This is a genomic window from Paenarthrobacter nicotinovorans, from assembly GCF_007670255.1.
Lineage (GTDB): Bacteria > Actinomycetota > Actinomycetes > Actinomycetales > Micrococcaceae > Arthrobacter > Arthrobacter nicotinovorans_B.
This window is the reverse complement of record NZ_SZVS01000004.1, coordinates 292,139-312,068: the sequence shown is the minus strand read 5'-3', so window position 1 is coordinate 312,068 and position 19,930 is coordinate 292,139. Positions and strand designations below refer to the sequence as shown.

18 protein-coding genes are annotated in these 19,930 nt (G+C 64.4%); 4 read left to right on the top strand and 14 right to left on the bottom strand.

What is annotated here, in order from left to right; genetic code table 11:
• Window positions 1–2: 2 nt before the first annotated feature.
• From FDP28_RS08690 to FDP28_RS08650, 9 genes are all read right to left on the bottom strand, one after another.
• Complete coding sequence (locus FDP28_RS08690; protein WP_144660617.1) at window positions 3–1,220, bottom strand: thiolase family protein; 1,218 nt, start codon at window positions 1,218–1,220, stop codon at window positions 3–5.
• A 99-nt stretch (window positions 1,221–1,319) separates the two neighbouring features.
• Window positions 1,320–1,769 carry a 4-carboxymuconolactone decarboxylase gene (gene pcaC, locus FDP28_RS08685; RefSeq protein ID WP_260842396.1) on the bottom strand — a complete coding sequence of 150 codons (450 nt, stop codon included), beginning with the start codon at window positions 1,767–1,769 and terminating at the stop codon, window positions 1,320–1,322.
• A complete protein-coding gene (locus tag FDP28_RS08680; RefSeq protein WP_144660614.1) occupies window positions 1,766–2,569 on the bottom strand; it encodes an alpha/beta fold hydrolase in 804 nt (267 codons plus the stop codon). Before FDP28_RS08680 ends, pcaC begins: the two co-directional genes overlap by 4 nt.
• A complete protein-coding gene (locus tag FDP28_RS08675) occupies window positions 2,562–3,980 on the bottom strand; it encodes a lyase family protein (RefSeq protein WP_144660775.1) in 1,419 nt (472 codons plus the stop codon). Before FDP28_RS08675 ends, FDP28_RS08680 begins: the two co-directional genes overlap by 8 nt.
• On the bottom strand, window positions 3,977–4,576 hold the full coding sequence (gene pcaG, locus FDP28_RS08670; protein WP_144660612.1) for a protocatechuate 3,4-dioxygenase subunit alpha: 600 nt from the start codon (window positions 4,574–4,576) through the stop codon (window positions 3,977–3,979). The genes FDP28_RS08675 and pcaG overlap by 4 nt, the downstream gene beginning before the upstream one ends.
• Window positions 4,577–4,580: 4 nt before the next feature.
• Complete coding sequence (gene pcaH, locus FDP28_RS08665; RefSeq protein ID WP_144660609.1) at window positions 4,581–5,450, bottom strand: protocatechuate 3,4-dioxygenase subunit beta; 870 nt, start codon at window positions 5,448–5,450, stop codon at window positions 4,581–4,583.
• 41 nt (window positions 5,451–5,491) lie between these two features.
• On the bottom strand, window positions 5,492–7,363 hold the full coding sequence (locus tag FDP28_RS08660; RefSeq protein WP_144660607.1) for a bifunctional sugar phosphate isomerase/epimerase/4-hydroxyphenylpyruvate dioxygenase family protein: 1,872 nt from the start codon (window positions 7,361–7,363) through the stop codon (window positions 5,492–5,494).
• Window positions 7,363–8,280, bottom strand: coding sequence for a shikimate dehydrogenase (locus FDP28_RS08655; RefSeq protein WP_144660605.1), 918 nt, complete (start codon window positions 8,278–8,280; stop codon window positions 7,363–7,365). Before FDP28_RS08655 ends, FDP28_RS08660 begins: the two co-directional genes overlap by 1 nt.
• Before the next feature lie 220 nt (window positions 8,281–8,500).
• Complete coding sequence (locus FDP28_RS08650; RefSeq protein ID WP_144660602.1) at window positions 8,501–9,271, bottom strand: IclR family transcriptional regulator; 771 nt, start codon at window positions 9,269–9,271, stop codon at window positions 8,501–8,503.
• Between the two features lie 201 nt (window positions 9,272–9,472).
• On the opposite strand from FDP28_RS08650, the gene FDP28_RS08645 reads away from it, so the two are divergent.
• The gene (locus FDP28_RS08645; protein ID WP_144660600.1) at window positions 9,473–10,795 is read left to right on the top strand and encodes an MFS transporter; all 1,323 of its coding nucleotides are present in this window, start codon (window positions 9,473–9,475) and stop codon (window positions 10,793–10,795) included.
• Window positions 10,796–10,945: 150 nt separating this feature from the next.
• Here the strand turns inward: FDP28_RS08645 and FDP28_RS08640 are convergent, their stop codons facing one another.
• Window positions 10,946–13,669, bottom strand: coding sequence for an FG-GAP-like repeat-containing protein (locus FDP28_RS08640; RefSeq protein ID WP_144660598.1), 2,724 nt, complete (start codon window positions 13,667–13,669; stop codon window positions 10,946–10,948).
• A gap of 234 nt (window positions 13,670–13,903) precedes the next feature.
• On the opposite strand from FDP28_RS08640, the gene FDP28_RS08635 reads away from it, so the two are divergent.
• Window positions 13,904–14,140 carry a hypothetical protein gene (locus FDP28_RS08635; protein ID WP_144660595.1) on the top strand — a complete coding sequence of 79 codons (237 nt, stop codon included), beginning with the start codon at window positions 13,904–13,906 and terminating at the stop codon, window positions 14,138–14,140.
• 40 nt (window positions 14,141–14,180) lie between these two features.
• Here FDP28_RS08635 and FDP28_RS08630 read toward each other — a convergent pair whose 3' ends face one another.
• The 4 genes from FDP28_RS08630 to FDP28_RS08615 form a co-directional block, all read right to left on the bottom strand.
• On the bottom strand, window positions 14,181–14,468 hold the full coding sequence (locus FDP28_RS08630) for a MoaD/ThiS family protein (RefSeq protein ID WP_144660593.1): 288 nt from the start codon (window positions 14,466–14,468) through the stop codon (window positions 14,181–14,183).
• A gap of 7 nt (window positions 14,469–14,475) precedes the next feature.
• A complete protein-coding gene (locus FDP28_RS08625; protein ID WP_144660591.1) occupies window positions 14,476–15,621 on the bottom strand; it encodes a WD40/YVTN/BNR-like repeat-containing protein in 1,146 nt (381 codons plus the stop codon).
• Between the two features lie 95 nt (window positions 15,622–15,716).
• Window positions 15,717–16,946, bottom strand: a complete 1,230-nt coding sequence (locus FDP28_RS08620; protein ID WP_144660589.1) for an amidohydrolase — start codon at window positions 16,944–16,946, stop codon at window positions 15,717–15,719.
• 47 nt (window positions 16,947–16,993) lie between these two features.
• Window positions 16,994–17,785, bottom strand: a complete 792-nt coding sequence (locus FDP28_RS08615; RefSeq protein ID WP_260842394.1) for an MFS transporter — start codon at window positions 17,783–17,785, stop codon at window positions 16,994–16,996.
• A 102-nt stretch (window positions 17,786–17,887) separates the two neighbouring features.
• Between FDP28_RS08615 and FDP28_RS08610 the strand changes: the two genes are divergently transcribed.
• Entirely contained in the window at window positions 17,888–18,886 is a 999-nt protein-coding gene (locus FDP28_RS08610; protein ID WP_260842393.1) for an Lrp/AsnC family transcriptional regulator, read from the top strand.
• 43 nt (window positions 18,887–18,929) lie between these two features.
• The gene (locus FDP28_RS08605; protein ID WP_144660584.1) at window positions 18,930–19,832 is read left to right on the top strand and encodes a LysR family transcriptional regulator; all 903 of its coding nucleotides are present in this window, start codon (window positions 18,930–18,932) and stop codon (window positions 19,830–19,832) included.
• Window positions 19,833–19,930 lie beyond the last annotated feature (98 nt).

The following is a 19,930-nucleotide window of genomic DNA, read 5'->3' as shown; positions in this document are numbered from 1 at the left end:
CCTTACGCTCCTTCAACGCCAGAGGTTACGTTTTCCAGCACTACTGCCAGGCCCTGGCCCACGCCGATGCAGATCGCGGCCACGCCCCAGCGCTGGCCCGAGGCCTGCAGCGATCGGGCCAGCGTGCCAAGGATGCGGGTCCCGGAGGCACCGAGCGGGTGGCCCACTGCGATCGCACCGCCGTGGCGGTTCACGATCGAGGGGTCGATCCCCCACGCGTCAATGCATGCCAGCGACTGCGCGGCGAACGCTTCATTAAGTTCGACGGCGCCCACCTGGTCCCAGCCGATGCCCGCCTTCGCGAGGGCCTTGTTCGCGGCCTCCACCGGGGCAAACCCGAAGAACTGGGGATCGTTGCCATGGGCACCTCGTCCGGCGATGCGGGCCAACGGCTCCAACCCCAGAATCCCAGCAGCAGCCTCCGACCCGATCCACGCCGCAGAGGCACCGTCAGACAACGGCGAGGCGTTCCCGGCGGTGACCGTACCGCCGTCGGGCCCTGAACCCTCGGGACGGAAGACCGTCTTCAACCCGGCAAGCTTCTCAGCAGAAGAGCCGGCACGGATTCCCTCATCACGGACCAGGTCCGTCCCCGGAACCGCCGTAACCAAAGAATCGTAGAAGCCTTCGTTCCACGCGGCGTCCGCCAGGTTGTGGGAGTCCGCGGCAAAAGCATCCTGCCGCTCACGGGTGATCCCGTACTTCTCGCGTAACCGCTCCGTGGCCTCCCCCAGGGAAATGGTCCAGTCCTTGTTCATGGCCGGGTTCACCAAGCGCCAACCGAGCGTGGTCGAGGCCAGGGTCATGTCACCGGCCGGGTAGGGCTTGGACGTCTTGGGCAGCACCCACGGCGCACGGGACATCGACTCCGCGCCACCCACCAGCACCACATCGGCGTCGCCGGCGTTGATCTGGCGGGAAGCGATGATCGCCGCATCCAAGGACGATCCGCACAAGCGGTTCACCGTGGTGCCCGGGATCGAGACCGGCAGGCCAGCCAGCAGCGTCGCCATGCGGGCAACGTTGCGGTTTTCCTCGCCGGCGCCGTTCGCGTTGCCGAACACCACCTCGTCGATCCGCTCAACGTCCAAGCCGGGAGCCCGGCGAACGGACTCGCGCACAACATGGGCCGCGAGGTCATCGGGTCGGACGGCAGCAAGCCCGGAGCCGAACTTGCCAAACGGCGTGCGCACGGCGTCGTACACAAATGCCTGGTTCATAAGATTTCCTTCGTTTCTTGGTACCCAACCAGGGGACAGCAAACGTTGCTATGAGCCCCCATTGGGACAGGTGCTGTCCCCTAGTTGGGTGAGCGGGGGTTAGTTGGGTGAGTTGGCGTCGATTTCCGCGAAGACCTTTTGGGCTGTCTTGAACGCCGAGTTGGCCGACGGGACGCTGCAATAGATGGCGGTCTGGAGCAGGATTTCCTTGATCTCGTCCCTGCTCAGGCCGTTGTTGAGGGCAGCCCGGACATGCATGGCCAGCTCCTCCCAGTGACCGTGCGCCACCAGCGCAGTCAGCGTCACTGCAGAACGCATCTGCCGGCTCAGCCCCGGCCGTGTCCAGATCCCACCCCAGGCGATCCTGGTGATCATGTCCTGGTAGTCCTCGGTGAAGGAATCCTTCGCGGCGTTGGCCCGGTCCACATGCGCGTCGCCGAGCACTTCGCGGCGGACCACCATGCCGGCGTCGTAGATTTCCTGCGCGGTAGCCTCGGGCTGGACAGCCCCGTTCCGCTCTGATGAGTTCCGCTCTGAAGACAAGCTCACAGTCCGTTCTCCTTCATGAAGTTCCGCATCAAACCAGCCACGACGGCGGGCGCCTCGGCAGGCGCGAGGTGCCCGACGCCGTCGAGCGCTTCCGCCACGGCGTAGGTTCCGCCCGCGCGGACACCCGAGACAATCTCCTCAGCAACAGACGGCGGCGCCACCGTATCCTCGACGCCGGCAACCGCCTGCGTGGGGACAGTGATGCTGCCGAGCTGCTCGCGGACATCGAACGCGGCAAGGGCTTCGCAGCAGAACGAGTAGCTGAAGCGGTCTGCGTCGCGGAGGGCGTGCAGGAGCCGGCTGCTGATTTCGGGCTGGCGGTCCATGAAACCCTTGGCGAACCAGCGCTCAGCCGAGCCTTGGATCATCACCGGCGTGCCCAGCTTCCGCACGGTTTCCGCCCGCTCCAGCCAGCCTTCCGGGGTGCCGAGCTTCGCGCCGCTGCACTGCACGGACAGGCTTCGGAGGCGGTCGCCGTGCTTGATGCCGAGCTGCAGGCCGGTGGCCCCGCCCAGTGAAACGCCCGCGTAATGGAACCTCGCGCCGGGGCTTACAGAATCGACAAGATCGACGACGGCGTCAGCCAGTTCCGCGACATCGAGACCTTCCGTGGCGGCCGGCGAGATGCCGTGGCCGGGCAGGTCCCAGCCGATGACGTCGTACTCGTCGCCGAGGAGGGCGGCGGTTTCGGACCACAGCACCGTGGAGGTACCCAGAGACGGGCCCACCACCAGGAGCGGCTTGGCTCCGAGTTCGCGCTGCGGGGACAGCAGCACAGCCTTGACGGTTGGCTTAGCCACGAGGGGCTCCCTTCGTTGAAGCGGCGTATTCGGGGTAGGCGGCGAGGATACGGCGACTGATTTCCGCGGCCTCGCCAAGGTAGCTGGCGGGGTCCAGCAGGGCGTCAAGCGCGGCGTCGGTCAGCTTGTCCGAGGGGACGGCTTCCCGGAGGAGCTTGCGGTACGTGTCCGCCTGCTCGGGTCCCGGCACTGCCAGGGTCTCGTCGACGACGGCCTGCAGCTTCTGCTTTCCGTCCTCACCGAGGAGAGGTGCGACGGCGGCCGACACACCTTCGCTGAGGAGCAGCGGCCCCGAGATCTCCAGGTTCCGACGCATGGCTTCGGGGAACACCCGGAGTCCTTCCGCGAGCTCGCGCAATTGAAGCGCGGCTCCGAAAGCGAGGGCCAGCAGCCGACGCAACGCGGGCCACTCCGTGTGCCAGGCACCATCGGGCCGCTCGTCGTTGAAGGTGCCGGCGGCCGAGTGGAGCTGGGATGCCAAGGCCGGCGCCTGGAGTGCCGCACTCCGGATCAGTACGGACAGCACGGGGTTCTGCTTCTGCGGCATGGCCGAGGAAACCCCGCGTCCGGCAGCCAAGGGTTCCCCGAGTTCGCCAACTTCCGGGCGGCTCAGGAACACCAGGTCCGAGGCGATCTTGCCGAAGGCATCCAGCAGGGATGCCAGGGAATCGCCCAGGGACGTGACGGCCAGTCGGTTGGTGTGCCACGGAGCCGGAGCCGCAGCCAAGCCGAGCTTGGAAGCCAGCGCATCCGCCAGCGTGAACGGCGTGGAGTCAGAGCCTGCAGTCAGTTTGGACCCGGAGGCCAACGTTCCACTGGCACCGCCGAACTGGACCGGCAACTCAACTGACTCCAGACGCGCGGCAGAAGCAGCCACTCCTTGGAACCATTGCGCGGCCTTGAGCCCGAAGGTGTACGGAAGGGCATGCTGCGTCAGACTCCTGCCAGCGCAGAGCGTGTCCGCATGCTGTCCGGCCAAGCCGGCGAGCGCCGTCGTCGTGCTCTTGACTTCAGTGAGCAACGCCGAAACGGTGCGGCCGGCCAGCAGCATGAGCGCGGAATCCAGGACATCCTGGCTGGTGAGGGAGGTGTGGACGGCTTTGCCCGCGCCGATCCCGGTTGCATCCAGGCTGCGCACATGGGCGCGGAATTCACCGAGCAGCGGGATCACCGGGTTGGCGCCGCCTTGGGCGCGTTCGGCGATGACGGCAAGGTCATAGTGACCGGGGTCGGCGGCTTCGGCCACCACAGCGGCAGCCCCTTGGGGGGCCAGCCCGGCTTCCTCGAGGACGGCCGCCCAGGCGGCTTCGACGTCGAGGATCGCCGCGATCACGGCACGGTCGCCCGTCAGTGCGGTCACCTTAGGTGAGGCAGTAACGGGGCTGAGGAGGCCGAAGTCGCCGTCGGTCATGATGCTGTCGACTCCTCGCACGCCAGATCCAGCGAACCGTCCTGCTGGAAGTCCAGGAACACGGTCTCGTCCTGACCCTGGAGACGGATGTCCCAGGTGAGGCCGCCGTCGGGATCGCGGCGTGCGATCAGGGTCTTGCGGCGCTCGGGGTCGAGGGAGCTGAGCAAAGGATCGTTGGCCAGCGCTTCCTCGTTTTCGGGCAGGTACACGCGGGTGAAGAGTCGGTTCATGAGGCCACGGGCGAAAACTGCCACGGAGATGAACGGCGCCGCTCCAGCCTTGAGCGGTCCCGGGTTCACCGTGGTGAAGGTGTAGACGCCCGAGTTGCCAACGGCGCCACGGCCCCAACCGGTGAAGGTGTAGCCGTCGCGGACCAGGGAGCCGGTGCGCTGGACGATGTTGCCGTCGGAGTCCGGCTGCCAGATTTCCAGGATGGCGTCCGGGATGGCGTTGCCTGCGCCGTCGTACACCGTGCCCTGGAGGCGGATGCTTCCGGGGCTGCCCGGTGCCAGCAGCTCGTTGTCCTTGTTAAAGGGGAGGGCGTAGCCGTAGAAGGGTCCGACGGTCTGGCCCGGTGTGGGTGTCAGCTTGCTCATGTGCTTACTCCTCGTCCCCGGCGTCGCCGAATGCTTCGTTCTCGGTCCAGGTCCTCTTGGAACCGGTCAGGATGATGTCCCACTTGTAGCCGAGGGCCCATTCGGGGCTGGTCAGCTCGTGGTCGTACTGCGCCACCAGGCGGTCGCGGGCGTCCTGGTCCACGATCGACTGGTAGATGGGGTCCAGCGGGAAGAGCTGGTCGCCAGGGAAGTACATCTGGGTGACGATGCGCTGGGTGAACTCCGAGCCGAACATGGAGAAGTGGATGTGGGCCGGGCGCCAGGCGTTGAGGTGGTTCTTCCACGGGTACGCGCCGGGCTTGATGGTGGTGAAGGAGTAGGAGCCGTCGGCGCCCGTGATGCAGCGCCCGACGCCGGTGAAGTTCGGGTCGAGCGGTGCGGGGTGCTGGTCGCGCTTGTGGATGTATCGTCCCGAGGCGTTGGCCTGCCAGATTTCCACGAGCTGCCCGGCAACCGGACGACCGTCACCATCAAGGACGCGCCCGGAGACGATGATCCGCTCACCTTGGGGCTCGCCGTTGTGCTGGATGGTCAGGTCCGATTCCAGTGCGTGCACGTCCTGGTGCCCGAATGCCGGCGAGTAGAGCTCGATGGTTTCCGGGTCCGCGTGGTGCAGGCTCTTGGTGGGGTGGCGCAGGATGGAGCTGCGGTAGGGCGCGTAGTCCAGGCGGGGCATGGTTTCCGGTGCCTTGCCGTTCTTCAGTGCCTCGGCATAACGGTCGCCGATCGCCTTGATCTCTGCGCTGAGGTCCACCTGCGTTTCCACTTTCTTGGACTCATGCGCGGCGTGCGGCTCAGCTGGCGGCACGAGTTCCTCGGATTCGAGAGCTTGTGCGGTGTTATCTTGCGGCACAACCGGCTCCTTTCTATGGATTCTTCTACTGGATCGGGCGGCTATGCCCGGTGGAGTGAGTCGTATTGGACGGCGTGGCGGACGGGTGCGTTCGGGGCTCCGTAGCCGTCGTAGTTGCCGCGGCGCTCCACCATTTCGAAGAACACACTGCCCACTGTGGCGGTGTAGAAGTGGAGGAATTCGCCGTTGGCGTCCCGGTCGTACAGGAGGTTGAGCTCCTGGAGAGTGGCCAGGAAGCCGGGTTCAAGGTCGAACCGCGCATCCAGGTCCTCGTAGTAGTTGGCCGGAATCTGCAGGAACTCGAGGCCACGCTCCTGTGCTGACCGGGCTGTTGCCACGAGGTCGTCCACTGCGAACGCGATGTGTTCCTGATACGTTTTGCGTGCCTTTTCGGCCTGCTGCGCCGGAGCGAGGTTCAGCACCAGCCGGACTGCGCCGTTGCTGGTCTGCATGACCTGCGAGCGCACCAGGCCGCTGGGACTGGGAACCTCGGCGAACGGCTGCGGTTCCAGGGCCAGCGCGCTGGTGTAGAAGAGCACGGCTTCGTCGAAGTGCTGCCACGGTTGGGCGAGGTTCACATGGTCTATCACGGCTGATGTGCCGCTCGAAACGTGCTCCAGCCCTTCGCCGAATTCGTGCGTCCAGGCAGCCGTGCCGTCCGGATTTCCCTGGCAGAGGAAAATCTCGGTGGAGTCCGGCGCGGAAATGCCCTGGAACACTTCCTCGTCCGCCTGCACCTTGCGGGCGACCACGGGCGCCTTGAGTTGCTGGGCGCGGGCGGAGGCAATTACTGGAGAGTCGACGTCGAACCCCAAAGCAGCGATAGCCGGTTCCGTCTGCGAGGCCGCCTGCTCGTTGATGATCACGCGGGCCTGGCCCATGGTCCACAGCTGGACGTCCTTGGTGCGGTGCCGGCCTTCGAATTCGAAGCCGAGCTGGCCCAGGAGCTTCTCCAGCTGGACCGTGTCGTCGGCCTTGACCTCGGCGAAGTTGAACCCCGCGGGCTCGTTCACCTTGGGCAGCGTGGCCAGTTCCATGGGATAACGACGGCGGGAGTTCTGTTGGGCTCCTGCGGCGTCGGCCGCCGGGCTGCTTGCCAGCCACTTGGCGCTCTGTTCTTCCAGCCAGATGAGTGAACGCATGGCATCCACGGCCGTCCGCTCCACGTCCGACTGTCGGAACACATCATTGAAGACCTCCAGGGAGACGGGTCCGGTGTAGCCTGCGCGGACCACATGTCCCATGAACTTGGCGAGCTCGAACTGCCCCTCCCCGGGGAAAACCCGGTAGTGGCGGCTCCAGGAGAGCACGTCCATGCTCAACTTGGGCGCATCCGCCACCTGCACGAAGAAGATCTTCTCCGCGTTGATGTCCTCGATCGGCGCAGTGTCCCAGTCGCGGGAAAGGATGTGGAACGAGTCAAGGCACGTGCCCAGATTGGGGTGGTCCACCATCTCCACCAGGCGGTGGGCGTGCTCGTAGTCGTTGACGTACTTGCCCCAGGCCAAGGCCTCGTAGGCAACCTTGACCCCGTGGTCCCCCGCCAGTTCGGCAAGTTCGGCCAGCTGTTCCGCCCTCAGTTGGTCATCGTCGATGGTGGCCGTGGCCACGTTGGAGCAGACCAGGATGGTGTCCATGCCAAGGCGGGCCATCAGCTTGAACTTGGCCTCCGCCCGCTTGAGGTTTGCCTTCAGCAGGTCCGGAGTGACGCCGTCGAAATCCCGGAACGGCTGGTAAAGATCCAGGCCCAGCCCCAAATCGGCTGCCATTGTGCGGACATCTTCAGGGCTGAGCGGAGAGGTGACGAGGTCCTGTTCGAAGATCTCGATGCCGTCGAAGCCCGCGATGGCGCAGGCCTGCATCTTCTCCCTCAGGGTTCCGGACAGGCAGACGGTGGCGATTCCGGTACGCATCAGTGGGCCGCCTTTTCGAGGGGGCCGGCGGTGAGCGCGGCTGCGGCTTCTTCCAAGGCGATCAACTCCAGGAAGTGCGTGCGCATGCGGTCCCGGTCGGCGTTGCTTCCGGTGAAGAGCTTGAAGGCGTCGGCCGCCTGGCCAACTGCCATCCGGCCGCCGTCGAGCACTGCGCAACCCTTGGCGCGCGCTTCGCGGACCAGTTGAGTCTCGATGGGACGGTAGACGATGTCCGCCACCCAATGGCGGGTTTCCAGGAGTCCGATATCGAGGGGGAGGCCAGGGTGCGCGGCCATGCCGACCGGCGTGCAATGCACCAGTCCGTCGGCAAGGGGCATCAGCTCCGGCAACTCCTCCAGGCCCCGCGGCGTGACGGCAGCGTCAGGGAAAAGACTTGAAAGTTCCGCGGCCCGTTCACTCGCCCGGTCGGCGTCCATGTCAACGAGGTCGAGATGTTTGGTGCCGGCCTTTAGCAATGCATAGGCGACGGCGGAACCGGCACCTCCTGCACCCAGCTGGACGACGCGATCGAGTTTGGCTCCGGGCAGGCCGTCGGCGAGCGCCGAACCGAAGCCGGAAAAGTCTGTGTTGTGGCCGATGAAGCGGCCGTCCTGGATCAGGACCGTGTTCACGGCACCCAGGCGGGCGGCGTCGTCGGAAATTTCGTCAAGGTGCCCCAGCACCAACTGCTTGCAAGGGTGCGTGATGTTGAGGCCGTTGAAGCCCATCCGCTGGGCTGCTGTGAGGAGATCCCCGACGGCGGTGGCCGGCAATGCGAGTTCCAGCAGGTCGATGGGGCGGTACAGCAAGCGAAGGCCCTGCACATCGGCCTCGCGTTCATGCATGGGCGGAGTGAGCGAGGGCATGACGCCTTCACCAATCAGGCCCACCAGAACGGATTCGGCTCGGTTGCTCATCCTCAAGCTCCTTTTACTTCAGTCCCGCGGGTGGCGTTTCAGGGACGCTTCGCCCGCGGTGTTATCCAGATTACTACAATTGTTCACATTCCGCACGCTTGTTCTTATAGCGAACATTCGGGGTGCAAGATGCGTTTCGTCGAGCTGATTTTGCGTTGCGGGGCCCGCTTTGCGCCCCAATTGCCGCGTTTAGCGCGCAGAACGGGCCTCGCAACGAAGCTCAGCGCTGGGGCAGGCGGGCCGCGAGTTCAGCCGCGGCTTCCTGGAGCGTGGGCACATGGGCAACGAGTTCCTCCATGGTCAGGCGGAACACCGGCACCGCCGTCGCGAGCGAGGCGAAGGCATGGCCCTGCGAGTTGAGGACCGGCACGGCGACGGCCCGCATGCCGATCTCGTTTTCCTCGTCCATCACGGCATACCCCTGGCGACGGACTTGCTCGATCTCCTCGCGGAACTGGTCACGGTCTGTGATGGAGTGCTCGGTCAGAGCGTCGAGGGGAAGTTCCTCAAGGAGCCGCTTGCGCTCCAGCTCGGTTTCGAATGCCACGATCGCCTTACCCACCGACGTTGTGTGCAAGGCGCCAAGATGCCCGGGGTCACTGGTCACGCGGAAGGTCTTGGGGCCATCGACTTTGTTGACCGTCAGATGGTGGTCGCCGTCGCGGACCGAGAGAATGGTTGCCTCATGAGTACGCTCCGTGACCCGCTGCAACACCGGAAGAGCCGTGGCAGCGAAGCCATGGTGATTGGAAACCCTCTGACCGAGCTGGAAAACCCGCAAACCCAGATGGTAGCGCCGGCCATCGGGCTCGTAATCCACGAAGCCATCGCGGGTCAGTGAACCCAGCAGGCGATAGGTGGTGCTGAAAGGCAAGTTCGCGCTGCGGGCGAGATCGGCCGCACTCGCCCCCTTTGGCTCGTTGCCGAGCAGCACCAACAGACCCAGGGCTTTGCCGACCATGTCGGTCTTTGTGTCCTCTTTCACACTCATGCTTCGATGCTCTCACATGGTGAGAGCTATTTCTAGATGGTGGCGACAAGTATTGACAAGTGACCCCTCTCACAGCCACTATTGCTGTATTGCACAAGTAACTCTCACCATGTGGTTACTTTCGGAGTAGGCCAGCCGCACCTCGCTCGCCACTCCCTCCAGCTTCACCCGCGACACCGTTGTCACAGAAGGAACCCTCCCATGAGCCAAACAATGCCGTCAGCGACGCCCGGCACTGCATCAACAACGGGTACTCCCAAGAAAGCCGCCTTGGCCAGCTTCCTTGGCAGCGCCGTTGAGTACTACGACTTCTTCATCTTCGGATCCGCCGCAGCGCTGATCTTCCCGCACGTCTTCTTCCCGGACGCAGACGCCAACGCAGCCATCATGTCGTTCGCGACCTTCGGCTTCGCCTATGTCGCACGTCCCGTGGGCGCCATCATCCTGGGCCACTTCGGTGACCGGATCGGGCGCCAAAAGGTCCTCATGTTCACCCTGGTCCTCATGGGTGCAGCCACCTTCGTCATCGGCTGCCTGCCGGACTTCAAGACCATCGGCTGGTGGGCTCCGGTCCTGCTGGTCCTCGCCCGCCTGGCGCAGGGTCTCTCCGCCGCCGGCGAGCAAGCCGGCGCGTCGTCGATGACACTGGAGCACGCTCCGGACAACCGCCGCTCCTTCTTTACTTCCTGGACACTGACCGGCACCCAGGGCGGTCAGATCCTGGCCGCGCTTGTCTTCATCCCGGTAGTGGCACTGCCCGACGAGATCAAGTACGGCATCGGTTGGCGTATCCCGTTCTGGCTGAGCGCGGTAGTGGTCATGGTGGCGTACTTCATCCGCCGCACCCTGCACGAGCCGCCGGCATTCGCCGAGGCCAAGAAGAACAACCAGATCGCCAAGCTTCCCATCGCCGATCTCCTGAAGCTGCACTGGCGCGACGTTCTCCGTGTTGTCTGCTGTGCTTTCATCGCGGCCGTCAGTACAGTCTTCGGCACCCTGGCCATCAAGTACGCCCAGGATGTAGCCCACGTCAACAGCACCATCACCCTGTGGTTGGTCGTTGTAGCCAACGTTGTGGCCCTGGGCACCCAGCCCCTGTTCGGCATGCTCGCGGACAGGATCGGCCGCAAGCCCGTCTTCATCTACGGAGCCGTGGCCAGCGCCATCATGACACCGGTGTTCCTGCTGACCCTTGAAGACGGCAACGTGCCGCTGATGTTCCTGGTCTCGGTAGTGTTCTTCTCCTTCGGCTACGCAGCGGCCAACGCCGTCTGGCCTTCCTTCTACGGTGAAATGTTCAGCACCAAGGTCCGCTTCTCCGGTCTGGCCATCGGCACACAGCTGGGCTTCCTGATGGCGGGCTTCGCACCGGCCATCGTCACTGCAATGGGTGGCACGAAGGCCGGAGGCTGGGTCCAGATCTCCATCTTCAGCGGAGTGATCTGCGTGATCGCGGCTATCTCTGCCCTGACCGCCCGCGAATCGGCCAAGATCCCGACGGCAGAGCTCGGCCTGCACAAGTAGGCCTGGGTTTCACGAAGAGGAGCGCTCCTTCCCGGTTCCTGGAGCGCACACCTTCGCAGGGCACCCTGGTGACGACAAACGGAAAGCCCGGCATGTTCCCCGACATGCCGGGCTTTCCGCTGCCCATGGGTTCACCCGGTCAGTAGCTGCCTACCGGGGATCCAGCACAACTGACTGGAAGCCCCCCTGCCCCGTCCCCGTGTACAGGAGGAGCACCCCGTTGCCGGCAACACCCACCACCGACGGATTGCCCGTTCCAGTGAAGGCATTACCCAAAGCCGCGAACGAGCTGAGGGTGTTCCACCCGCTTCCCAGGGCCACCCGTGCCAGGAAGCCGCCACTGCCGTTGCCCGGGTAGAGCCACAACGTCCCGTCAGTTCCCCGGGCCATGATGTCCTCCCGGCCGTCGCCATTGAAGTCCCCGCCCTGGACAACGGAATCAAAGATGTCCCACCCCGTGCCGATCTGCTTCCACGGAAGGAAACCACCCGAACCGTTACCCGGATAGATCCACAAGCTGCCATTGGCCGCCCGGGCCACGAGGTCGGCTTTCCCGTCACCATTGAAGTCACCCGGAGCGAGCAACTCATTGAACCCCTGCCAGCCCACACCGATCTGCTTCCGCGGCAGGAACTGGCCGTGGCCGTCAGTCGGGTACATCCACAGCACCCCGTCGGCCGTCCTCGCGACAAGATCCGGGTGACCATCGCCGTCGAAATCTCCGGCGCTCAGGACGGTGTTGAAGGCATTCCAGCCCGTTCCGACCAGAACGCGCGGGCGGAAGCCGCCCGAACCGTTCCCCGGATAAAGCCACAACGCGCCATCGGTGCCACGGGCCAGAATGTCCGCGACAGCATCGCCGTCGAAATCCCCTGCTTCCCAGACCTTGCTGAACTGGTTCCAGCCGGCGCCGATGGCCAAGCGGTCGGCAAAGCCGGAGCCGTTGCCTGGGTAGAGGCGCATGGTTCCGGTCGACGCCACTGTCAGGACGTCGGGTTTCTTGTCGCCCGTGAAGTCTTGTCCGCTGACGATGTCGCCCACCGTATTCCAACCGCTTCCGAGTGTGGTGCGAGGCACGAAGCCACCCCAACCATTGCCGGGGTACTGGTAGAGGGTGCCGTCGCTTGTCCGCGCAAGGAGCCCGAAGGAGCCATCGGACGTGATGCTCGTGAAGCCATTCCACCCCGAGCCGATCTGCGACCATGCACGGAAGCCGCCCTGGCCATCGCCCGGGTACAGCCAGAGGCTGCCATCGGACTTGGTCGCCATGACGTCGAGGCGCGCGTCGCCGTCGAAATCGCCGACGGCGATGATATTCGTGAAGCCCTGCCAGCCGGATCCGATTTGCCGTTTGGCGAGGAACCCGCCGTTGCCGTCGCCCGGGTACAGCCACAGGACGCCGTCGCTGGTGCGGGCCAAGATGTCACTTCGTCCGTCTCCATCGAAGTCCGCAAAGCCCGTGATGGCGTCGAAGATGTTCCAGCCGGAGCCCACCTGACGGGGGTTGTCGAGCCTGTTGCCCGGCAAACCGGAGTACAGCATCAAGGTGCCGTCGGGTTCACGGGAGAGGACGTCGGAGAGCCCGTCGCCGTCGAAGTCGCCCGCCGAAAAACGGATCTTGGCTGTGAGCCGCGCGTCCGCAGTAATGGTGACGGTGGCCGACGTCGACGACACCGCATTAATGGTCACCTGCGTGCCGGTGTAGGTGGTGAAGGTGCTGCCCGCCTGCCAGGCGTGGTTGCTGGCGTACCAAGGCTCCGGGAACGGCTTGGTAGACGGCATCAGGATCAAGGAAGAAGCAATGGTGGCGCCGCCGCGCTGGGCAATTTTGACCCCCATGTTGCCCGGCTTGCCGGCAGTGCCAAGGTAATTGTCGTAGCCGGCCGGTTCCCGCAGCTCCAGGTAATAGACCTCTTTGCTGACGGGATCGGTGAATTTGACCGCGCGCTGCGCTTCGGTGCCGCCCCACGGCTTGAGTGTGTAACTCTTGGAGCCTGTCGCGACCCCCACATCACGGATCTCATCGCCCCGGCCAAGTCCCGCGTAGTCCCAGAACGTGGAGCTGACAACGGGCAAGGAATACTGGGCGGCACCCATGATGTCGGTGGTGTCGCCGTACTCACGGATATAGCAGGACGGATCCGTGAATTGGCCATTGCTGTTGACCCCGACGTCGGACACCCCGCTGCCGCACTGAAGCGCATCCGCGTGCATCAAACCGATGACGTGCCCGAATTCGTGGGCCATCACGTTGTTGGTGAAGTTGCTGACCTGCGGCAGGAGCACGCGACCGCTGTAACTGCCGCTGCTGTACCCTGCGCCGAGCGCGTTGCCCGACAACGTGGATGTCGGAATGAAAATGACCAACGCCGTGTACGGGCTGGCTGACCAGTTAAGCTCGCTCGTGATGGTGGAGATGATGGTGCTGTAGCTGTCAGAGGAGCGGGCTTTCGACTGGTGCCCGGCGACTTCACTGGTCACCGTCATGGAAAGCTTGCCGGCTGTCATGGCGTTCCAGTAATTGCTGGTGGACGCTACAGCTTTTTCGGCGTCCGTCATGGAAACCGGGTTGGTATTGTCCGCCAGCTTCGCAGTCACCAACCGGACGCTGATATTGCCGCCCGGACCGGCTGCGGCGGCGCCGTCGCGGAGCAGGGAGTCGACGCCGGCCTGCCCCTTCGTAGCTTGCTTGGTTTCCGGCAGTGGCGTCTCGAAGACGTGCTCCGAGTGCGGTGTGCCCTCGACGAACTGGACGTTCGGATTATCGGGCCCGGGAAGGGGCACAGCTGTCGCCGGGGCTTGGACAAAAAACAAGCCGGCGGCAAAGACCACCAAGCCTGTGGACAGCGCTACGGATCGCTGCAATACACCCATTGAATCTCCTGGGAGGACGGAGCCTGTGGTCGCTGGACTCTCAACAACCGAGATCAGGCTACAGCGGTGCGGGCACCGGCCTGCGGAAACACGCGACACCTTGGCCATTGAAGAAACGCAAGCATCCCGGAATGCTAACCGGACCCTAACCACGCCGAAATACCGCGGCAACATTGCCGCGCCACACTGGAATGGCCGGCAAGTGCAGGCACCAGCTCCAGCCAGGAGGACACAATGTTGAAGGAAGTCACCACTCACACCACACGAATACGCGCGATCAGCCAGCTCCACCGCGGAGACGAAATCGAAGCCCGCCTCTCAGTAGGACCCGCCTACGACGATGTGGTGATACGTCGCGGACGCGTCCAGGAAACGGCCCCGGGGATCGGCGTCGTCTGGATCATGGATTACGCCTCCGGGATGAGAAAAGCCATCAATACCGACGAATGCACTGTGTGGCGCGTCGCCTGAGCAGGATTTCCCTGGATCACGGCTGGACGCCCGCCGCCCCTCAGCCGCCGGCTACGGACTGGACAATCAAAACCTCCTGGCCCGCTGCAACCTCCGTATCAAGACCATTCAAACGCCGGACCTCGTCGCCGTTCACGTAAATATTCACGAAACGGCGGAGTGCTCCGGTTTCATCACGCAAACGCCTGGCCAGCACCGGATAATCTCCGGTCACCGAGTCCAACAACTGTCCAACGGTCACAGCGCCGTCGGCGGACGCAGTCAGATAGGACTGTCCACCGACGAGCGGCTGGAGGACACCAGGCAACAGGACCGTAAAGTCAGCCACAACGGGCCTAACCAGGTACCGGGGCGCTGGCTGCGGGCTCTGCGGTCGCGCTTCCGACCACGACGGCGGCGCGAACGCAGAGCACGTCAGGCAGGTGCGAGGCCACTTCCGTGAAGGTCCCGCCTTCGTCGGCGCTGGCGTAGACGGTGCCGCCGCGGGTTCCGAAGTACACCCCCACTGGCTCTGCAGTGTCAACGGATGCCGCATCCCGGAGAACGGCGTTGTATTCGTGATCCGGGAGGCCCGTGTGCAGTTCCTTCCACGAATTGCCGGCGTCATCGGTCCGGTGGACGCTCAGTTTGCTGTCCGGCGGGATGCGTTCGCCGTCGGCCTTTAGGGGAATCACCCAGGCGGTCCCTCCCCTGCGCGGGTGGGTCAGCATCACGAACCCGAAATCGGCAGGCAGTCCCTCCGCGATGGAGTCCCAGTTCTCCCCGTCATCGTCCGTACGGTACACGCCGTGATGGTTCTGCGCGTACAAACGGCCTTCAACGGAAGCATCGGCCGCGATTTTATGGACGCACTGGCCGAACTCCGGGTTGGGATCGGGCATGAAGTAGGCCGAAATTCCTTTGTTGCGGGGCTCCCAGGAGGTACCGCCGTCGAGAGATCTGTAGACGCCACCGGTGCTCATGGCGATGTGGACTTTCTCGCCGGACTCATCCACCACGATCGAGTGCGCCGCCGCGCCGCCGTAGCCGGCACCCCACTCACTGCGGTGGGGGTGGTCCCACAATCCGCGGTTCAACTCAAAGTGCTCGCCGCCGTCGGTCGATTTCCAGACAGAAATGGGCTCGCAGCCTGCCCAAACCACGCCGGGGCGGGACTCGGCGTCGGGATGGATCTGCCAGACCCGTTCCAGGGCGGCATCGGTGCCATCCGGAAACTTGATGGCTCCTTGCTCGGGCTCGGTCCACGTCGAGCCAAGGTCATCTGAATGCGCCACAGTGGGTCCCCAGTGCTCTGACCGTACCCCCACCATGATCCGTGTTTTGCCGTCCCGTGTATCTATCCCGATGCTGGGTATTTCGCTCATCAGGAAGTGCGGGCCGGAGAGGGACCAATCTTTTCGGTCCGGGCTGGTTGCCAGCCACAGGCCTTTCTTGGTCCCGATCGCCAGGACATAACTTTCTGCGGTTGCCATGTGACCCATCGAACCATCGCCGGGTGGGCGGGGCAATGGGTTTTGTGGCGTATGTGGAAAGCATCCGCGGCACCGCCATCCGGTGCCGCGGATGCTGCAGCCTCTTACGCCTCCAGAGTTACAGTGGTAGCTCCGGGTTCCCGGGCGGCCTGCAGCTCCAGCAGTTCAGTGCGGAGCTGCGGGTCCAATGCAGCGTCCAGCACCGTCAAGGCAATCACAAGGGCACCGTCCACCACGGCGTCGTCGGCTTCGGGCGTGATGGCATCGGCCGTGAAGTCCGGGTGGTGCGGGACGGCGGTGCTGTTGCGGACCACCACCATGCCGTGGACCGAAGGGAGCACCTGCGACACATTGCCCATGTCCGAGGAGCCGCCACCGAAGACCGGCGTGTGGTCCACCGGACGTCCGAGGCTTTCCATGTTGGCGTCCCACAGGCCGCCGAGTCCGGCGTGGGTGTCGATCGGAGCATAGGGGTGTTCGGTCTGGCGGTGCGTCCAGGTGCATCCCGTGGCGATCGCCGCGCCTTCGAAGCATGCGAGGACCCGGCGCTTGAGGTTCCGCCACACGTCGACGTCCCCTGCACGCACTTCCACCTGCACCGTGGAGTCTCCGGCAATGACGTTGGTTGCCCCGCCTCCGTGCGAAATGAAGGCATTGGTATTCGCATTTTCCGGAAGGTGCTGACGCAGGACGGCCAGGTTCATCAATGCCAGGCTTGCGGCGGCACCTGCGTTGATGGCCTTGTCCGGGGCGCCGGCGGCGTGGGCTTCACTTCCTTTGTAGTTCACCTCGAACCGCTCCACGGCGGCCATGCTGAACGCCGTGGCACTGCGCTCCGTCCCGGTCATGCCATGCACCATCAGCGAAAAGGCGGCGTCCTCCCACGCACCGGCCTGCAGGAGGGAGACCTTGCCCCCACCGTGCTCTTCGGCTGGGGTGCCCAGCACCTTGATACGCAGCCCGGCGGCATCGGCCACGGGTTTGAGCGCCAAGGCTGCTCCGACGCCCGCCGCCGCGATGATGTTGTGCCCGCAGGCGTGCCCTACCTCAGGAAGGGCGTCGTATTCGGCGCAGATCACGACGGTCAATTCGCCCGAACCGTACGTGGCCTCGATCGCCGTCGGAATTCCGTAGGCACGTTCGGTGACGTCGAAACCGCCGTCACGCAGGACAGCGGCCACGGCCGCCGCAGACTCGCGTTCCTCCCAGGAGATCTCCGCCAGCGAGTGCACTTTGTGGCTGAGTTCCAGGATGGAGGGTACGACGGCGGACGCGGCCTCGCGTACGGCGTCGCGCAAGGTTTCCCTGGACGTGATGTCGATGGATATGGTCATGGTTTTTCCTTCTTTGGTGGTCGGAGGGGTTCAGAAGCTGAGGGTGTTCACTGGACTGGTTCGAGTGCGGCGTCGGCCACGGGGTCCTCGCGGTCCAGGGCGGGTGTTTCCGGCGCAGCTTTTGCCTGCCGGATGAAAAGCACCAGCATTGACGCACCCACGGCCAGCGGAGGCCAGGTGGCGAGGTTGGACGCGCCGCCAAGAACCGCTACCAAGCCGCCGCCCAGCAGGACAGCTCCAAGGTAATCCACCTTTCCCTTGCTGCGGATCGGGGATTCCTTGACGAAGACGGCGATGCCCGGGATGCACAGGCCCATGAAGATTGCGGGGAGCAACAGGGTCAAGGACAGGCTGCCGACGGCGTCCAGGACAATACCGGACAGGAGACCGCCGATCGTGGCGCCGAGGGTCAGGGCAGCCACAAGCCTGCCGATGCTCCTGCCCGAACGCGCGGAGTCGCGCTGGTGGACGATGGCAAATTCAAGCGGCAGGAAGACGGCAAGGGGAGCCTGGATGGCCCTGCCCACCAGGAACAGTTCGTAGTTCGGCGCGAAAGCAACCAGGACGGACGCCGCTGCAACGATTGCGGTGGCGATCATAAGGACGCGTTTGTGGCCGTGGATATCACCGAGCTTGGACAGGAGGGGGACAACCAGGACCGTCGCCAGCAAGTACGCGGCGCTGATCCAGTTGAGCGAGGCTGCCGAGACACCATGGTGTTCGCCGATCGAGGAAAACAAGGGACTCAACCAGCCCTGCAGGATGCCGCTGCCAAGCTCCATGACGACCAGGAAGCCAACGGCTCCGGCAGCTGTGGATTTCTGCGCAGTTGTACGCATGTGCGCTCCGATGTGATGAGAAGTGAACGGGATCACACCATGATCAAAGCGCCATGTTTCTATTAGATGAAATTGAAGCTTTCCATGGATTATCTTGCTCCTATGCAGGAAAACGTGCTGGATCCCCTTGAAGAGCGGATCATCCATGCTTTGCAGATCGAGGGCCGGGCATCGTGGGCCGAGCTCGCACCCCTCCTGGGTGCGGATGCCGTGACGCTTTCCCGACGCTGGGAATCCCTCCGCGAACGGGGACTGGCCTGGGTCACCGGGATTTTCACCGAAGGGGCCAGCGCCTTGGTGGATATCACCTGCATGCCCCAGCACACCGCGAAAGTGGCACAGGAGCTCACCAAAATCCCAGCTGTCATGACGCTCGACCATACTTCGGGCGGACGGGACCTGCTGGCCACCGTGCTCGCCGAGAACCCACTGGCGATTTGGGATGTGGTGACCAACCGGATCGGTGCCCTTGATGGCGTCCGAAACACGCAGACACATCTCGTCACCGAAATGATCATGGAAGCATCGGCTTGGAGGTTGCGTGCGCTCACCCCCGCTGAGGCCGCCAAGGTGGCCAAGCCCAAGGCGCCGCGGGCCAGGGCGCCCCGAACCGTCCATCCCGACGTCGAACACGCACTCCGGCACTGTCTGTTGGAGGACGGACGCCGGCCCGTCAGCCGCATCGCCGCTGAACATGGGCTCAGTGAACAACGGGTCGCGGACGGACTGGCCAGGATGCGGGCAGACGGGCGGCTGCGACTACGCACAGACGTGGCGCGCAGTGTCACGGGCTGGCCCGTCTACGCTTGGTACTTTGTGCGCACTGCGGCCAAGCACATCCAGCAAATGCGCGGGCTCATGGCCCAAATTCCCGAGGCCCGGACAGCCCTCGCCGTCGCCAGTCAGTACAACCTTGTTGTGGCGGTCTGGCTGCGCGAGATGACCGACGTCATGCGCTTTGAGGCAGCGCTTGAAGCTGCCGTTCCGAGCGCCAGGATCGTCGACCGGAGCGTCGTTTTCCGGATGAGCAAGCATCTGGGCCACGTCATCGACGACCAAGGCCGGGCGACCCTAGGCTTCGTCCACCCCTTCTCCCCCTAACGGGTTGTGCGGTTAAGTAGAGCTAAACCGAAGGGAGCAGCCCGTGCTGGACATCCGCCGCTTGCATATCCTCAAGACCCTAGAGCTTGAGGGCACCATGACAGCAGCTGCAGCCAAGCTTCACATGACCACCTCTGCTGTCAGCCAGCAGCTGGCGGTGTTGGAAAGGGAGGCTGGGCTGGCCCTGCTGGTGCGGACTGGCAGGAAGGTCCGGCTGACCGAAGCGGGGGCGTTGCTGGTGGAGCATTTCGCCCGCATCGCCTCTGAGGTTGAAGCCGCTGAAGCCACCTTGAAGAAGTTCCAGACGGACGTCCGCGGACGATTGGCGATCAGCGCCTTCCCGAGCTTTTGCAGCACGGTCCTTCCATCGGCTGCCATGTCGCTCCAAGCCACCTACCCCGGGCTGGACCTCACTGTTTCGGATCTTGAACCATTCGAGAGCGTGGCCCAACTCCGGGCAGGAAATATTGATATCGCGGTGGTCGATGACCTCCACGAAATCCAGGACGAGGGCTTGGTGAAGACCGTCCTGGCGCGGGATGAGATCATTCTGGTCCTCCCCCGCGACCGTGCCGCACCGGAGCTTGGTACCCCTGTAAAGCTCGCCGGCTACGCCCACGAAAGCTGGGTCCTGGACCAGGAAGGCAGTGTCTTTGAACAGTTCGTGCTTCAGACCTGCCGCGAGGCGGGCTTCACCCCCAAGGTCATCGCCCATTGCCGGAACCTGATGGCCACCTTGGGCTTGGTCCGCGGTGGGCTAGGGGTTGCCCTGATGAGCGAACTCAATCTTGGCCGGGAAACGGAGGACCTCCTGGTACGCCGCGTTGATCCCAGCTGCGGCCGCAACATCATCGTCCTGTACCGTGCCGCGAGCCAGGCCTCGCCGGCCATTGCCGCCGCCCTCGAGGAACTCAGGATAGCCACCAACGCGCGGCCGACGGCGTAATCGTTAAGCCCAGCTTGAAGGTCCCTTCACTTATTTCCGATGGACGCGAGCGCCGACGGCCCCCAGAGTTGAAAGGGAACCCGCCCCCTGCTCCCTTG

What these genes read in the sequence shown, in the direction of transcription:
- FDP28_RS08690 (WP_144660617.1), bottom strand. Translation starts at nt 1,220, where the DNA reads ATGAACCAGGCATTTGTGTACGACGCCGTGCGCACGCCGTTTGGCAAG.
- FDP28_RS08675 (WP_144660775.1), bottom strand. Translation starts at nt 3,980, where the DNA reads ATGACCGACGGCGACTTCGGCCTCCTCAGCCCCGTTACTGCCTCACCT.
- pcaG (WP_144660612.1), bottom strand. Translation starts at nt 4,576, where the DNA reads ATGAGCAAGCTGACACCCACACCGGGCCAGACCGTCGGACCCTTCTAC.
- FDP28_RS08660 (WP_144660607.1), bottom strand. Translation starts at nt 7,363, where the DNA reads ATGCGTACCGGAATCGCCACCGTCTGCCTGTCCGGAACCCTGAGGGAG.
- FDP28_RS08655 (WP_144660605.1), bottom strand. Translation starts at nt 8,280, where the DNA reads ATGAGCAACCGAGCCGAATCCGTTCTGGTGGGCCTGATTGGTGAAGGC.
- FDP28_RS08650 (WP_144660602.1), bottom strand. Translation starts at nt 9,271, where the DNA reads ATGAGTGTGAAAGAGGACACAAAGACCGACATGGTCGGCAAAGCCCTG.
- FDP28_RS08645 (WP_144660600.1), top strand. Translation starts at nt 9,473, where the DNA reads ATGAGCCAAACAATGCCGTCAGCGACGCCCGGCACTGCATCAACAACG.
- FDP28_RS08640 (WP_144660598.1), bottom strand. Translation starts at nt 13,669, where the DNA reads ATGGGTGTATTGCAGCGATCCGTAGCGCTGTCCACAGGCTTGGTGGTC.
- FDP28_RS08635 (WP_144660595.1), top strand. Translation starts at nt 13,904, where the DNA reads ATGTTGAAGGAAGTCACCACTCACACCACACGAATACGCGCGATCAGC.
- FDP28_RS08625 (WP_144660591.1), bottom strand. Translation starts at nt 15,621, where the DNA reads ATGGGTCACATGGCAACCGCAGAAAGTTATGTCCTGGCGATCGGGACC.
- FDP28_RS08620 (WP_144660589.1), bottom strand. Translation starts at nt 16,946, where the DNA reads ATGACCATATCCATCGACATCACGTCCAGGGAAACCTTGCGCGACGCC.
- FDP28_RS08615 (WP_260842394.1), bottom strand. Translation starts at nt 17,785, where the DNA reads ATGCGTACAACTGCGCAGAAATCCACAGCTGCCGGAGCCGTTGGCTTC.
- FDP28_RS08610 (WP_260842393.1), top strand. Translation starts at nt 17,888, where the DNA reads ATGCAGGAAAACGTGCTGGATCCCCTTGAAGAGCGGATCATCCATGCT.